The organism is Aeromonas sp. MdU4 (genome assembly GCF_041929505.1).
In the GTDB taxonomy this organism is placed as follows: Bacteria; Pseudomonadota; Gammaproteobacteria; order Enterobacterales; family Aeromonadaceae; genus Aeromonas.
The window spans coordinates 88,865-102,911 of record NZ_JBHFMW010000001.1 but is presented as its reverse complement, the minus strand read 5'-3'; the positions used below and the strand labels follow the sequence as shown (position 1 = coordinate 102,911).

Sequence of the window (14,047 nt, the reverse complement as noted above, 5' to 3'; positions counted from 1 at the left end):
ACACCAAGGAGAATTCCCATGAACAACACCCTGATCCAGTGGTACGAGCGGGCGGTAGCCCAGTGCAAGCGGCTCGATTTTCTGGCCCTGCTGGCCATTCGCCTCTATCTCATTCCGGTCATCTATGTGGGAGCCCACTCCAAGGTGGTGGGCTTTGCCGGCACGGTCGCCTGGTTTGGCGCGCCGGTCTCGGAAGGGGGGCTCAACCTGCCGTTCCCGACCCTGCTCGCCTTTCTGGCGGCGGGCACCGAGGTGCTGGGCTGCATCTGCATCGCCCTTGGCCTCTTTACCCGCATCATGGCCATTCCCACCATCTTCCTGATGAGCGTGGCGAGCGCCATGGTGCACTGGAAGCACGGCTGGGATGCCATCGCCACCGGCAGCATGGAGGCCACTGTGCGCCTCAACAGCTTTATCGAGTGGCTGGCCGCCAACTTCCCCGGTCGCTACAACTACATTACCGAGCTCGGGGATCCCGTGATGCTCAACAACGGGATGGAGTTTGCCGCTACCTACTTCGTGATGCTGCTGGTTCTGCTGGTTTACGGTGGTGGCCGCTACGTCAGCCTCGACTACTGGCTCAAGCGGGCGGTGAACAAGGGGGCAGTGGTTTCCCGCACGGCATAACAACTCACAAAAATAACAGAGCGTGAAAAGAGACGAGCGGCAGAAGCCGCTCGTTTTTATTTGATGAAGGAAGAGACAGTGCGACCTGCTGGCGCAGCTTATGCCTGACAGGCGGCGAGCCGGACGGCTTCGCGGCGCTCGCTGACATGGGTCAGCCCGTAGGCCAGCAGCACGATAAGGGCGCCGATCCAGGGGGTGTGCATCAGGCCGAGGTGCTCCACCACCAAACCACCGACGATCGACCCCAGCGCAATACCGACGTTGAAGGCGGCGATATTGAGGCCCGATGCCACATCCACCGCCTTGGGGGTGTGCAGCTCGGCCTGCTTGACCACCAGTACCTGCAGACCCGGCACATTGCCGAAGGCAAAGGCGCCCCACACCAGCACGGTCAGTACCGCCAGCACCGGATGGGGTGCAGTGAAGGTGAGCACCAGCAGCACCAGCGCCAGACCGGCAAACAGCAGCTTCAGCGCGGGCAGGGGGCCCATCTTGTCGGCCAGCTTGCCACCCCAGATATTGCCGATGGCAACCGATACACCGTAGACCAGCAGGATCAGACTCACCGCACCGGCGCTAAAGCCGCTTACCTGCTGCAGGATGGGGGCGAGGAAGGTGAAGGCCGTGAAGGCGCCACCGTAACCCAGCGCCGTCTTGGCGTAGACCAGCAGCAGCGGCTTTTTGGTCAGTACAGAGAGCTGTTCGCGGATGGTCGAGGCCGCCCCTTTGGGCAGGTTGCTCGGGATCAGCAGCAGGCTACCCACCATGGCGACGAGGCCGAGCAGGCTGACCACCAGAAAAGTTTCACGCCAGCCAAACACCTGACCAATCCAGGTACCAAGCGGTACGCCGGTCACCAGCGCCACGGTGAGGCCGCTGAACATGATGGCGATGGCGCTCGCCGCCTTCTCTTTGGCTACAAGACCCGTGGCGATGGTGCTGCCCACCGAGAAGAAGACCCCGTGCGCCAGTCCGGTCAGGATGCGGGCCACAATCAGGCTCTCGTAACCGGGGGCCTGCCAGGCGAGCAGATTGCCGGCGGTAAAGAGCGCCATCAGCCCCACCAGCAGCCACTTGCGCGGCACCTTGCCGGTGAGTGCCGTGAGCACGGGGGCACCGATAGCCACCCCAAGGGCATAGAGGCTGACCAACAGGCCCGCCGAGGGGAGCGAGACATTGAGTTGCTCGGCGATGGTCGGGATAAGCCCCACGATCACAAATTCAGTGGTGCCGATCGCAAAGGCACTCAGGGTAAGGGCAAATAACGCCAGTGGCATAACAACTCCTTGGTTAGGGACTCCCGACGGGAGAATGGCGCCAGTATGCCGATGCGTTTTGTTGGCAAAAATGACGGCAACATCAAATTACTTTTGCCAAATCAGCAGCAATAACGCTGAGTGGGAGGGGATTGCGTTGCCCGCAACGCAGTGATCTACCTCGCAGAACGGGATAAGCGCTGCTCTTTTTCTGAGCTTGCTTAAGCTCCAGTACAAGCTGGCCGCCATAGGGTTGTCCCTGTTAAACCCGTGTGTGTTGAATCCATGCGCGCCGGTGGTGTGATGGCCGCGCGCTTTCATCTACAGGCAATATCCAGCTGACAGGTAACATGATGACATTGAACCGACTCTCATCTTTTTTGCTGCTGTGCGGCGCCTTTGCGGTACAGGCTGGCCAGAGCGATCCCCTCTCTGCCTGGAATGACACTACAGCCAAGCAGGCGATCACCCGCTGGGTGACCAATGCCACCGATCAGCAGCAGCCCACTTTTATTCCGCCAGAGAAGCGCCATGTGGTGTTTGACAATGACGGCACCCTCTGGCCGGAAGCACCCATGACCTATCAGCTGCAGTTTGCGATGGACGAGATCAAGCGCCTGGCACCTGAACACCCGGAGTGGAAGGCCGACCCCATTGTCGCGGCAGTGCTGAACAATGACCTCAAGGCCGTGGCCAAATCGGGGGAGAAGGGGCTCGCCAAGCTGGTGGGGCTGACACACAGCGGCATGACCACCACCGAGTTTGCCGAGCGGGTCAGCCGCTGGGTCAACAGCAGCAAGGATCCCCGTTTTGGCTGCCACTACGATCAGCTCGGTTATCTGCCGATGAAGCAACTGCTGGGGTATCTGCGGGACAATGGCTTCCAGACCTGGATTGTCTCCGGCGGCGGCGTCGATTTTATGCGGGTGATGTCCGAGCAGATGTATGGCATCCCGCCCCAGCAGGTGATTGGCTCCTTCACCCTCGGCGAGTTTGCCCTGAACGGGGAAGGCAGCGAGATCCGCAAGACCATGAATGGCGCTTTCTTTGATGACGGCAAGGCGAAACCGGCTGCCATCCACCTCTTTATGGGACAGCGCCCTGTGGCGGCCTTTGGCAACAGCGATGGCGATGTGCCCATGCTGCAATACACCTCGACCAACCCGGATTACCACACATTTGGCCTGCTGGTGCACCACACCGATGCCAAGCGCGAATACGCCTACGACAGCCATCCGCCAGCCAGCGGCAAGCTGATCGACGGGCTGGCGCAGGCAAAAGCGCGGGGCTGGGTGGTGGTCGATATGAAATCAGACTGGAAGCAGGTGTTCGATCCCGCCCTTTGCCAGAACGCGCCCTGATTGCGGGGCTGCAGCTGGCGTCTACAGGTTGGCTGGACGTTCGGCAAGCGCGGCAACGCGTGAGGCAAGAAAAGAGACAGGGAGAGCATGATGCTCTCCCTGTTTTATCTGGCTGGAAGATCCTGTATTCCCGCAGAGTCAGTGCCGCGTGGGGGTAATGTCAGGGTTTGCCCAGAAACACTATTAAGGTAATCCCAGCAATTAGTATTTCGTCAGATCAATGGGGGTTGAATAGGTCTCGTTGACAACCTCTTTCGTAAGGGCTTGTCCTACGATGCAAGAAGTACCATTGAATGTCAGTGTTGGACCATGATGAAGCTCCCACCCCTTGTTTATGAGGTCAGTAATCCGCATGCAAAAATCCTTATCATCAGGGCCACTAATGAATCGATATAGCTTCAACACTAACTCCTTGATCTATTAGTTTAAAAATTGATTTTCCTGTCATGCCAGCTCGACAGCCCGGGTTTTACTCTTCTGACCAGACCGCAAATTCGTTGCCACTGGGTTCGGTAAAGTGGAAACGGCGGCCACCGGGAAAATCGAACAGGGGTCGAACTATTGAGCCCCCGGCGCTGACCACCTTGCTCTGGGTTGCTGCAATATCCGCGCTGTAGAACACCAGTAGGGCGCCGCCCTGAGCTGTGTTGCTGCACAGGTCCGCTTTATAGAAACCGCCATCCAGCCCCTCATCGGCAAAGGCGCAGTAGTCGGGACCATAATCGACAAACTGCCAGCCAAATACAGTCTGAAAGAAGGCCTTGGTCGCGGCGAGATCCCTGGCCGCAAACTCTACATAGTTCAGTTTTTCACGGGCTTTCATGTTGTGATGCATCCTTGCTGATGGATGGGTCATGATGGCAGAGATAGTTGCGTCAGCCTACTGACACTTCTCACGTTTTTGCTGGTGTGTTGCTCAAGAGAGTGCCGCCATGATATGAGGCTTGAGCAACAAGGCTGCGGACGTGCTGACGGGAAGATAAAAAATAAGCGGAACCGGATCCTTGCTGCGCTGATAGGTGCGCCAGCTTCGGCTGTGATGGCGCACTATTCGATAGCTGACCAGTAAACTCTGGATGAAAACCATCAAAATAAAAATAACGACAGATTCCAGCAAGTGAAGACTCCATTCAGGTAAAGCTGGATTTTACGGGCGTGTTTGCGGGGTGTGTAGACCCGTATAGAGATTTATTTCCCCTCATGTTGCTCGTGTGAGAGTTGCTCAGGTATCTGCCCTAACTGCTCCCATGAGGTCAATCCAAGCTGTCGGCGTCTCAGCCAGAGCCTGATTAAGGTGAAGAGGCCAAATATGCCAGCGAATACGGCTGTGTTGAACAGGGCTGATATTGGATCTTTCCCCTCTGGGCGCCAGACGACAATCCACATAATCAGACCCCAAATTGGTGCAATCGTGAGTCCGGCACAGATAAAATTGACAAACCAGCCCGCGTAATAAGGCGGTTTGACGGCGCAGCCGAGTTTTCGCAGCAATTTGAATAACCACGGGTTGTAGTCGAACTCCTTGATTCCCTTGTCAGCCAGCTCCTGATGGGCTGCGGTCAGTTGCTCTTCAAATGTCATGGTATTTGTCCTTGCTGGCTCAGTGTCATTTGCTGCCTTTTGACGCATTTTACTGGCAAACCCCGAGCAGAGTTTGAGCTAACCATCACGTTATCTCTTTGCCGTGACGGCGGTGCCATATCAGTCGACACTTGCCAATCCACAGCGGCCACGCCTATAAAGACCCATTACTCTTGTCCGGATAACAGCAATGAAGACCCATTCTGATGAACTGACCCTGTTTGTGGCGGTGGTGGAGGCGGGCAGTTTTCGCCAGGCGGCAGAGAACCTCGGTATGGACAACTCGGTGGTGAGCCGTGGCATCAAGCGGCTGGAGGAGAAGCTTGCCACCGTGCTGCTCAATCGCACCACCCGCCGGGTCAGCCTGACCGAGGAGGGGAGCTGGTTCTATCAGCGGGCAGTGAAGATCCTGACCGAGATGAGCGAGGCAGAGGGGTTGCTGCTGATGCGCCGCGAACAGCCGGAAGGGATATTGCGGGTCGATGCCGCCACGCCTTTTATCCTCCATCGGCTGGTGCCCATTATCGGCGAGTTTCGGCGCCGTTACCCCGCCATCGAGCTGCAGCTGCACAGCTCGGAGGGCTTTATCAATCTGATGGAGCGGCGGGTGGACATGGCCATCCGTATCGGCGAGCTGACCGACTCCTCCTTGCGTGCCTTGCCGCTGGGTCGTTCGCGGTTGCGGCTGCTGGCCTCTCCCGCCTATTTGCGCGAGCGTGGTACCCCGCGCCAACCGGCGGATCTGCTGAGCGGTCACGAGCTGCTCGGCTTTTTGCATCCCGATCACCTCAACCACTGGCCGCTGCTCAGCGAAGAGCAGGGTGACCGCTTCCCCATTACCCCCAGCCTGCGTGCCAGCAGCGGTGAAACCTTGCGCCAGCTGGCGCTGCGGGGGCAGGGGATTGTCTGCCTGTCGGATTTTATGACCGGGGAAGACCGGGCGAGCGGAGCACTGGTGGAGGTGCTGGCCCGCAGCAACAGCGGCGCCTCGCGCCCCATCAATGCGGTCTTCTACTCTGATGCCCAGCGCGATATCCGGCTGCGGGTCTGGCTCGATTTTCTTAAAGAACAGCTGGGCAGCCATACCCTGTAGCGCAGGTTGGTTTGAGTGGTTTGCTTGTGTGGTTAGTTGATGCAGTTTGCTAAGCGACGAACAAGCCGCTCATTCGTCGCAGCCAATAAGCAGCCAAGCGGCTGATAAACAGACGGCCGATTTGAGGGTCGGCCGCCGGTTCGGGAAGGTATGCGAGATGAGGTGGAGTTATCGGGGCAATTTGCCCCAGACCCGGCTGAGCAGGGCGCCGCCGATCACCGGCGGAATGGCCAGCAGCAGGGTCCACTGCCAGGAGAGGCCGCCGACGGTGGCCGCCAGTACGATGCAGGTGAGTACCACCAGTTGGGCCGCCATCATCAGGAAGGTGCCTTCGCGGGGGGTCAAAGTCTCTTTTTGAGCTGCGACGTGGGTTACGGGCGCTTGAGTGGTGGTCGGTTTCATGGCGATATCCCTCTGTTGAGTTTGATATCACTAAGCAATAGCCATTCCATGTTTTTTCACGTTAATTATCAATGCTTTGTGCTCCTGCTTGTCATTCCCGTTTCGAGAGTGCAGGCAAAATGATTTGCAAAATGAAAACGCCACCGCAAGGTGGCGTGTTGGTTATTGAGAGGGAGAGCGGGAAGAGCCGGGCCTAGCCAATCCGGTATTGGCGGATCTGTTCGTCGATGGCCTTGGCCAGTTCGAACAATTCACGGCTGGCGGCATTGCTCTCCTGCGCGTGTTCCCGCTGGTGCTCGGCCACCATGGCCAGCTCATCGAGCGCCGTTCTGGCTTGCCCCATCTGCTGATTCTGGGACTGGGCCAGTGCGCTGATCTCGTTGATCTCCAAGGCGGTCTGGTTGATCTGGCTGGTGGCATCAACCAGCACCTCCCTGGCCTGATTCATCCGGTTGTATCCCTCTTCGCTCAGGGTGCGGGAGTCTACCATCGAGCTGCTGGCCTGCCGTGTCCCCTCCTGCAGGCGCAAGATAAGATCCTGCACATCCTTGGTGGCGGTCTGGGTGCGTACCGCCAGCTGGCGCACCTCGTCGGCGACGACCGCAAAGCCGCGCCCCATGTCTCCTGCCCGGGCCGCTTCGATGGCTGCGTTGAGGGCCAACAGGTTGGTTTGGTTCGAGACATCGCGAATGAGGTTCATGATCTGGGTGATGTTGTTGCTGTCTTTCACCACCTCATCGAGCAGGGCAGAGGAGCTGCCGATACTGCTGCGCAAGCTGTCGAGTTGCGCGGCGCTCTGGGTCACATCCTGTTCGATGCTGAGCATATGGTTGGCAATGCGCCGGGTCACGTCGTTGACCCCTTCAGAGCGACTGGCGATCTGCTCGGCATTACTGCCGATGGTAGCGACCACATTGGTCAGCTCCTGAATGCTCTGGGCCTGCTGGCTCGCTTCCCCTGCCAGTGCCTGCGCTTGATGGAGTGATTGTGAGGACTGGGCAGAGAGGGCGCTGCCCGATTGCTGGAAGCGGGAGAAACTCTGGTTCAGGCTCTGGATCAGTCGGTTGAAGCTCTGGGCCATCAAACCCAGTTCAGACTCGTCCGAGAAGTCGAGCCGGGTCGCCAGATCCCGATCTGCGGTGATGTGGTGCATGCCGTCTGCGGCCTGGCGAATGGGGCGGCTGATGGAGTGGGCGAGCCAGGCCGAGGCCAGCATGGCCAGGGTGCCGATGGCGAGCGAGACCATGATGATGAGCTGGCGTGATTCATGAAGTCCCTCTTCCAGTTCAGCGCCGTTGATCTCGCCGATAAGTACGCGGTTGAGCGCAGGTATGTAACGCACCGCGATCAGGTAGGTGTTTCCTTCCTGGGTCAGCGCTTTTACCGCAACCTGTTCATGCGCGTCGGGAATGAGCTGTTTGACAGTATCGAGAAATGCAGTCTGATGGTGCGCAGCCCCTTCTTGTTCATCATCAGGATGGATTTCGATCTTGCCGTTGATGTCGGCGAGATAGACCTGGCCGCTCTTGCCGATCCGGTAGCTGCTGATGAGCTTGCGTAGCGAATTCATATTGATGGAGGTGCCTGCCACAGCCAGCGTCTTGCCCTCGGCGGTGACGGCGGTATTGATGTAGAGGGAGGCGTGCTTGTCAAAATCAGAGATATCGAGGTTCAGCTCATAGGGGTGGTTGCGTTTGAGAAAGCCGTAAAACCAGTCATCTTTCAGGTCTGACTCGTGCAGTTGTTTTTGGCCGGTAGGGCCACCGCTGAAGTTGAGCAGGGTATTGGTCTGGAGGGGGGCGATAAAGACATTGCCGCCAATGCGTTGCTGCAGCGCCTGAAAGTAGTGCTCCATCCTGGGCCACTCTGCGGCGGGCATTCCCTGAGCCAGCCAGTCGATGACAAAGCTGTTGCTGGCCAGCGCCTGTGCTTCGGTCAGGTGGTGAGTCAGCTCGGCAGTGAGCTGGTTGGCGATGCGATCCACGCTGCTTGGCAACTCATAACGCTCGACCCGCTGCTGCGCCTGAGTGTGGGAGATCTGTTCCAGGATCAGGGTGATACAACTGATGGCGATGGCCATCAGGATTGCCACGCCGGAGAGAATGCGGGTTCTTATCCCCAGTCCCGACCAGCGTGAGTGAAGTGAAAATCGGTTTATCGCTCTATCCATATCCCTAGCTCCTGTAAAAAACAGGTCGCAGATGCGACCCAGAAGCAAATTATAGATAAACAACTCAATTGAGTTGTTCTGAGTGCAGCAGTGAATATCGACGGGGCATGGGGAGGGTATATAGAGATAAAAAAGAGGCCGACATCGCTGTCGGCCTCGCTGTTTTTCAGGTCAAAGGGGAGCGGTTATCCGATCACTCCTCTTCAGCCCAACGGCGTGAACGCTCGACCGCTTTCTGCCAGCCGCTGTAACGTTTGGCGCGATCTTCTCTGTCCATCTGCGGGATGAACTCGCGGTCCACGCTGAACTTGTCTTCCAGCTCGTCGGAGCTCTTCCAGAAGCCGACTGCCAGACCCGCCAGGAAGGCGGCGCCCATGGCGGTGGTCTCGATGCGTGTCGGACGTACCACCGGGGTGTGCATCATGTCAGCCTGGAACTGCATCAGGAAGTCGTTGGCCACGGCGCCGCCGTCCACTTTCAGAGCTGCCAGCTTGATGCCGGAGTCCTGCTGCATCGCATCCAGCACATCGCGGCTCTGATAGGCGATGGATTCCAGCGCGGCACGGATGATGTGGTTGCGGTTGGCGCCACGGGTCAGACCGACCATGGTGCCGCGAGCGTACGGATCCCAGTAGGGGGCGCCCAGACCAACGAAGGCCGGTACCAGATAGACGCCGTTGGTGTCGCCTACTTTGGAGGCAAAGTAGTCGGTATCGCGGGCATCGTGAATGAGTTTTAGCTCGTCACGCAGCCACTGGATGGTGGCGCCGCCCATGAACACCGCACCTTCCAGCGCGTAGTTTACTTCGCCTTTCGGACCGATGGCGACGGTGGTCAGCAGGCCGTTGCTGGAGCGGACCGGCGAGGTGCCGGTGTTCATCAACAGGAAGCAGCCAGTGCCGTAGGTGTTCTTGGCCATCCCTTTTTCAAAGCAGAGCTGACCGAACAGGGCAGACTGCTGGTCACCGGCGATACCGGCGATGGGGATGCGGGAGCCACCGCCACGGGTGGTGTAGCCGTAGACCTCGGAAGAGGGTTTCACTTCCGGCAGCATGGACATGGGGATGCCCAGCTCGTCCAGCATCTTCTCGTCCCACTTCAGATCGCGAATGTTGTAGAGCATGGTACGGGAGGCGTTGGTCGGGTCGGTGACATGCACTTCGCCGTTGGTCATCTTCCAGACCAGCCAGGTGTCGATGGTGCCGAACAGCAGCTCGCCGTTCATCGCTTTTTCGCGGGCCCCTTCGACGTTGTCGAGGATCCACTTCACCTTGGTCCCGGAGAAGTAGGCGTCCAGCACCAGACCGGTATTGTCACGCACGTACTCTTCCAGACCGCGCGCTTTGAGCTCTTCGCAGATGGCCGCGGTGCGGCGGCACTGCCAGACGATGGCGTTGTAGATGGGCTTGCCGGTGGCTTTTTCCCATACCACTGTGGTTTCACGCTGGTTGGTGATACCGATGGCTGCGATCTCTTCGCTGCGCAGGCCGGTTTTGGCCAGTACTTCGGTAAAGACGGAGGATTGGGTTGCCCAGATCTCCATCGGGTCGTGCTCTACCCAGCCCGCTTTCGGGTAGTGCTGGGTGAATTCGCGCTGGGAGGTGCCGACGATATTGGCGTCCTGATCAAACACGATGGCGCGGGAGGAGGTAGTACCCTGGTCCAGTGCGACGACATATTTCTTTTCAGCAGACATGATGTTCTCCACGTTTCTATTTTTCACGTTGTTACACGTTGGAGGGGGCCGTCTTATGCGGCAGCCTCTTCTTTAGCGGTTTGGGCAGCTTGCTCGGCGGTAGCAACACGGTTGCCCGGTACGCAGGGAGCCAGCACTTTGACATACAGAGCAGTACCGATCTGGGCGCCAACGATGGGGCCAAGGATCGGAACCCAGAAGTAGGGGTTGTCACGACCACCAGTCAGGGCAACATCACCCCAGCCAGCAAAGAACGCGAACAGTTTCGGACCAAAGTCACGGGCCGGGTTCATGGCGAAACCGGTTAACGGGCCGAGGGAAGCACCGATCACCGCGATCAGGATACCAATCAGCAGGGCGGCAGCGAATCCTTTGGGGGCGCCGTTGTTGTTGTCACCCAGCGCCATGATGCCCAGCATCAGGACTGCGGTGATCACCAGCTCAACTGCAAAAGCTTGCATGTTGCTCAGCAGGGCATTGGGGTAGGTGGAGAAGATCCCGGCGGTGCCGAGGCTCTCGACGCTGCCGCGCACCACGTTATGGGTCACTTCCCACTGGGTGAACAGGTTGCCATAAAGGAAGTAGACAAGAGCCGCGAAGCAGAAGGCTCCGGCCATCTGGGCGATGATGTAGGGCACCACCTTGCGCTTGTCGAAACCGGCGAAGGTCATCAGCGCCAGAGTTACAGCAGGGTTGAGGTGTGCGCCGGAAATACCGCCGCTAACATAAATGGCGATGGCAACGCCCAGGCCCCAGGTAATGGAAATTTCCCACTGCCCGAAGTTGGCGCCTGCCAACACCAGTGCGGCTACACATCCGACGCCGAAAAATATCAGCAGGCCGGTTCCGATAAACTCGGCGATACATTCGCCAAGCAGGGTATTGGGTCTTTGTATGCTCATATCTTTATTCCTTATATCCACCCATAAGAGAGGTTTGATGTTCCGTTTTATCTTTTTTTGCCTATCCATTGCGCCCGAAAACGTTTCTTTATTGTTTTTGTGTCTCACGCAAACGTTATGTTCGTTTTCGCTCGTTATCGGACGTGAAAGAAAATATACCTTCCTGCTGATTTCACCATCCCCCTGCCATGGGAAATGTGGACAAGATCCCACTCATTGCTAAAAAAATGTGACGTAAAGCAACCCGATAACAGCAAGATACCACTTAGGAGGTACCCCCTATTCCTTACCACACAAGGGTTGGCGGTTAATGATGAATTGCTCATTTGGAGCTTTTATTTGTAATGAAAATGAAATATTTGAGCATGCATCACAGAACTAATGAGCGCATATGAGCACAATGGGCTCGCTTACGAACCAGTGGACTCGAATGGTTCGTTTTGATGGTCAGGGCATCCTCAACCGCCCACAACAACAATAAGGAAGCAGAACATGCTTAGTCTCTTCAAGCCTGCGGCGCACATCGACAGGCTCCCGGCTGACAAGGTCGACCCCTTCTATAAACGCATGCGCTGGCAGGTGTTTTTCGGGATCTTCTTCGGTTATGCCGGTTATTATCTGGTACGGAAAAACTTCAGCCTGGCGATGCCTTATCTGGTCGATCAGGGCTTCTCCCGTGGCGATCTGGGTCTGGCACTCTCCGGGGTGTCCATCGCTTACGGCTTGTCCAAGTTTCTGATGGGGAACGTCTCTGACCGTTCCAACGCCCGCTACTTCCTCTCGGCCGGTCTGTTATTGTCGGCAGCGGTGATGTTCTGTATGGGTACCATGCACTGGGCGACGTCCAGTGTGGCTATCATGTTCGTGCTGTTGTTTATCAACGGTTGGGCACAGGGCATGGGCTGGCCGCCCTGCGGACGCACCATGGTGCACTGGTGGTCGCAAAAAGAGCGCGGCAGTGTCGTGTCGGTCTGGAACGTGGCTCACAACGTGGGTGGCGGCATGATTGGTCCGCTGTTCATTCTGGGGATGGGCTGGTTCAATGACTGGCGCAGTGCTTTCTATGTGCCAGCAGCAGCAGCAGCAGCGGTAGCGGTGATCGCCTTCTTCGTCATGCGTGATACCCCGCAATCTGTCGGTCTGCCACCGATCGAAGAGTACAAAGACGACTATCCGAAAGATTACAACGCGAGCCACGAGCAGGAATTTTCCGCCAAGGAGATCTTCGTCAAGTATGTGCTGCACAACAAACTGCTGTGGTACATCGCGATTGCCAACGCCTTCGTTTACCTCATTCGTTACGGTGTGTTGGACTGGGCGCCAACTTACCTGAAAGAGGCCAAACACTTCACCGTTGACAACTCCTCCTGGGCTTACTTCCTTTATGAGTGGGCGGGCATCCCGGGTACCCTGCTGTGCGGCTGGATCTCTGACAAGCTGTTCCAGGGTCGCCGTGCTCCGGCCGGTATCCTGTTCATGGTGCTGGTGACTCTGGCTGTATTGGTCTACTGGTTCAACCCGGCTGGCAACCCGTCTATCGACATGATGGCGCTGGTGGCAATCGGCTTCCTGATCTATGGCCCAGTAATGTTGATCGGTCTCTATGCCCTTGAGCTGGCACCGAAAAAAGCAGCCGGTACTGCGGCAGGCTTCACCGGACTGTTCGGTTATCTGGGTGGTGCCGTGGCTGCCAACGCCATGTTGGGCTACACCGTTGACCACTTCGGCTGGGATGGCGGGTTTATGGTGCTGACTGCCTCTTGTGTGGTCTCCATCATTCTGCTGGCGATGACCCTCAAGCACGAAAACATTGCCGTCGCAGCCAAGAAAGCGGCTGCCCATAAGGCATAAACGTGATCATCTGCTTATCGCTCCCGAAAGGGATAGGGTAAACTGCCAAAAGGCCCCGCATCTGCCGGGGCCTTTTTCGTCTCAGCATCGGAGTGCAAGCGTGAAGCAAACCAAACGACATCTGGAGATCCTGGACGTCCTGACTCAGCAGGGATTTGTCTCGACCGAAGATCTGGTGACCCACTTTGACGTCAGTCCCCAGACCATTCGCCGGGATCTGAACGATCTCGCCGAGCAGAACAAGATCCGGCGTCATCACGGTGGTGCCTCCCTGCATTCGAGTACCGTCAATACCGCCTACAGCGCCCGCAAGGTGATGCAACTCAAGGAGAAAGAACGGATCGCGCAAGCGGTCGCTTCCCATATTCCCGATGGGGCATCGCTCTTTATCGATATTGGTACTACTACCGAGGCGATTGCTCGTGCACTGCTCGATCACCGTGAGTTGCGCGTGGTGACCAACAACCTCAACGTGGCCAGCATCCTGACTGCCAAGGATGATTTCACCGTCATCATCGCCGGTGGCGAGATCCGCAACCGGGATGGCGGTATCGTGGGGGAGGCGACTCGCGACTTTATTGGTCAGTTCCGTATGGACTATGGGGTGATCGGTATTTCGGGGATCGATAACGACGGTTCCCTGCTCGATTTCGACTACCACGAGGTGAAAATCGCTCAAGCGATCATCGCCCACTCCCGTCAGGTGTTTCTGGCTGCCGACCACACCAAGTTTGGTCGCAATGCCATGGTTAACCTGGGTAACCTCAATCAGATCCACGCTCTTTTTACCGATCAGGAGCCACCGGAAAAGCTGACGCGATTGATGGCGCAACACCAGATCGCCTGCCACATCTGCTAAAGGTTGTCATTTGACGTCTGGTGATTGGAGGGGACAATGCCAACGTCACCAGCCATATGACCATTCCATCTCAATGCGGTCTCAATATCCGTGAGCGAGTATGAACCTTACTCGCTCATTATCGACTGAACCAACACGATCACCATGATCACCCATGGTGATCAGCCAGTGACAAGAATCGGCCTGCACCGGGAAAACCAACCATCAGTCACCATGAGTGAGCAGGCATTTCCTGCACTCATCCAGCCA

At 57.4% G+C, this 14,047-nt stretch carries 14 protein-coding genes; 5 read left to right on the top strand and 9 right to left on the bottom strand.

The window, feature by feature from the left end:
* The first annotated feature begins 18 nt into the window (after positions 1 to 18).
* Positions 19 to 627 carry a DoxX family protein gene (locus ACE1BR_RS00450; protein ID WP_374866600.1) on the top strand — a complete coding sequence of 203 codons (609 nt, stop codon included), beginning with the start codon at positions 19 to 21 and terminating at the stop codon, positions 625 to 627.
* 98 nt (positions 628 to 725) lie between these two features.
* Here ACE1BR_RS00450 and ACE1BR_RS00445 read toward each other — a convergent pair whose 3' ends face one another.
* A complete protein-coding gene (locus ACE1BR_RS00445; protein ID WP_374866598.1) occupies positions 726 to 1,904 on the bottom strand; it encodes an MFS transporter in 1,179 nt (392 codons plus the stop codon).
* Positions 1,905 to 2,236: 332 nt separating this feature from the next.
* Between ACE1BR_RS00445 and ACE1BR_RS00440 the strand changes: the two genes are divergently transcribed.
* Positions 2,237 to 3,244 carry an HAD family hydrolase gene (locus tag ACE1BR_RS00440; protein ID WP_374866596.1) on the top strand — a complete coding sequence of 336 codons (1,008 nt, stop codon included), beginning with the start codon at positions 2,237 to 2,239 and terminating at the stop codon, positions 3,242 to 3,244.
* A gap of 201 nt (positions 3,245 to 3,445) precedes the next feature.
* Here the strand turns inward: ACE1BR_RS00440 and ACE1BR_RS00435 are convergent, their stop codons facing one another.
* The 4 genes from ACE1BR_RS00435 to ACE1BR_RS00420 form a co-directional block, all read right to left on the bottom strand.
* On the bottom strand, positions 3,446 to 3,649 hold the full coding sequence (locus tag ACE1BR_RS00435) for a DUF1737 domain-containing protein (protein ID WP_374866594.1): 204 nt from the start codon (positions 3,647 to 3,649) through the stop codon (positions 3,446 to 3,448).
* Between the two features lie 64 nt (positions 3,650 to 3,713).
* Entirely contained in the window at positions 3,714 to 4,067 is a 354-nt protein-coding gene (locus tag ACE1BR_RS00430; RefSeq protein WP_374866592.1) for a VOC family protein, read from the bottom strand.
* A 93-nt stretch (positions 4,068 to 4,160) separates the two neighbouring features.
* Positions 4,161 to 4,361, bottom strand: a complete 201-nt coding sequence (locus tag ACE1BR_RS00425) for a hypothetical protein (protein WP_275056455.1) — start codon at positions 4,359 to 4,361, stop codon at positions 4,161 to 4,163.
* 71 nt (positions 4,362 to 4,432) lie between these two features.
* Positions 4,433 to 4,825 (bottom strand): DUF6404 family protein, encoded by a 393-nt coding sequence (locus ACE1BR_RS00420; protein WP_374866590.1) that lies wholly within the window; start codon positions 4,823 to 4,825, stop codon positions 4,433 to 4,435.
* A gap of 190 nt (positions 4,826 to 5,015) precedes the next feature.
* Here ACE1BR_RS00420 and ACE1BR_RS00415 point away from each other — a divergent pair, with 190 nt between their 5' ends.
* Positions 5,016 to 5,918 (top strand): LysR substrate-binding domain-containing protein, encoded by a 903-nt coding sequence (locus ACE1BR_RS00415; protein ID WP_374866588.1) that lies wholly within the window; start codon positions 5,016 to 5,018, stop codon positions 5,916 to 5,918.
* Between the two features lie 168 nt (positions 5,919 to 6,086).
* Here ACE1BR_RS00415 and ACE1BR_RS00410 read toward each other — a convergent pair whose 3' ends face one another.
* The 4 genes from ACE1BR_RS00410 to ACE1BR_RS00395 all read right to left on the bottom strand — a co-directional run bounded on the left by ACE1BR_RS00410 (position 6,087) and on the right by ACE1BR_RS00395 (position 11,088).
* Positions 6,087 to 6,320: a hypothetical protein gene (locus ACE1BR_RS00410; RefSeq protein WP_374866586.1), complete on the bottom strand. Its 234-nt coding sequence runs from the start codon at positions 6,318 to 6,320 to the stop codon at positions 6,087 to 6,089.
* A 193-nt stretch (positions 6,321 to 6,513) separates the two neighbouring features.
* Positions 6,514 to 8,490 (bottom strand): methyl-accepting chemotaxis protein, encoded by a 1,977-nt coding sequence (locus ACE1BR_RS00405; protein WP_374866585.1) that lies wholly within the window; start codon positions 8,488 to 8,490, stop codon positions 6,514 to 6,516.
* Positions 8,491 to 8,683: 193 nt separating this feature from the next.
* On the bottom strand, positions 8,684 to 10,186 hold the full coding sequence (gene glpK / locus ACE1BR_RS00400) for a glycerol kinase GlpK (protein WP_374866583.1): 1,503 nt from the start codon (positions 10,184 to 10,186) through the stop codon (positions 8,684 to 8,686).
* Positions 10,187 to 10,239: 53 nt separating this feature from the next.
* On the bottom strand, positions 10,240 to 11,088 hold the full coding sequence (locus tag ACE1BR_RS00395) for an MIP/aquaporin family protein (RefSeq protein WP_374866581.1): 849 nt from the start codon (positions 11,086 to 11,088) through the stop codon (positions 10,240 to 10,242).
* 492 nt (positions 11,089 to 11,580) lie between these two features.
* On the opposite strand from ACE1BR_RS00395, the gene glpT reads away from it, so the two are divergent.
* Entirely contained in the window at positions 11,581 to 12,939 is a 1,359-nt protein-coding gene (glpT, locus tag ACE1BR_RS00390) for a glycerol-3-phosphate transporter (protein WP_374866579.1), read from the top strand.
* Between the two features lie 100 nt (positions 12,940 to 13,039).
* Positions 13,040 to 13,798, top strand: coding sequence for a DeoR/GlpR family transcriptional regulator (locus tag ACE1BR_RS00385; protein ID WP_374866577.1), 759 nt, complete (start codon positions 13,040 to 13,042; stop codon positions 13,796 to 13,798).
* The last annotated feature ends 249 nt before the right edge of the window (positions 13,799 to 14,047 follow it).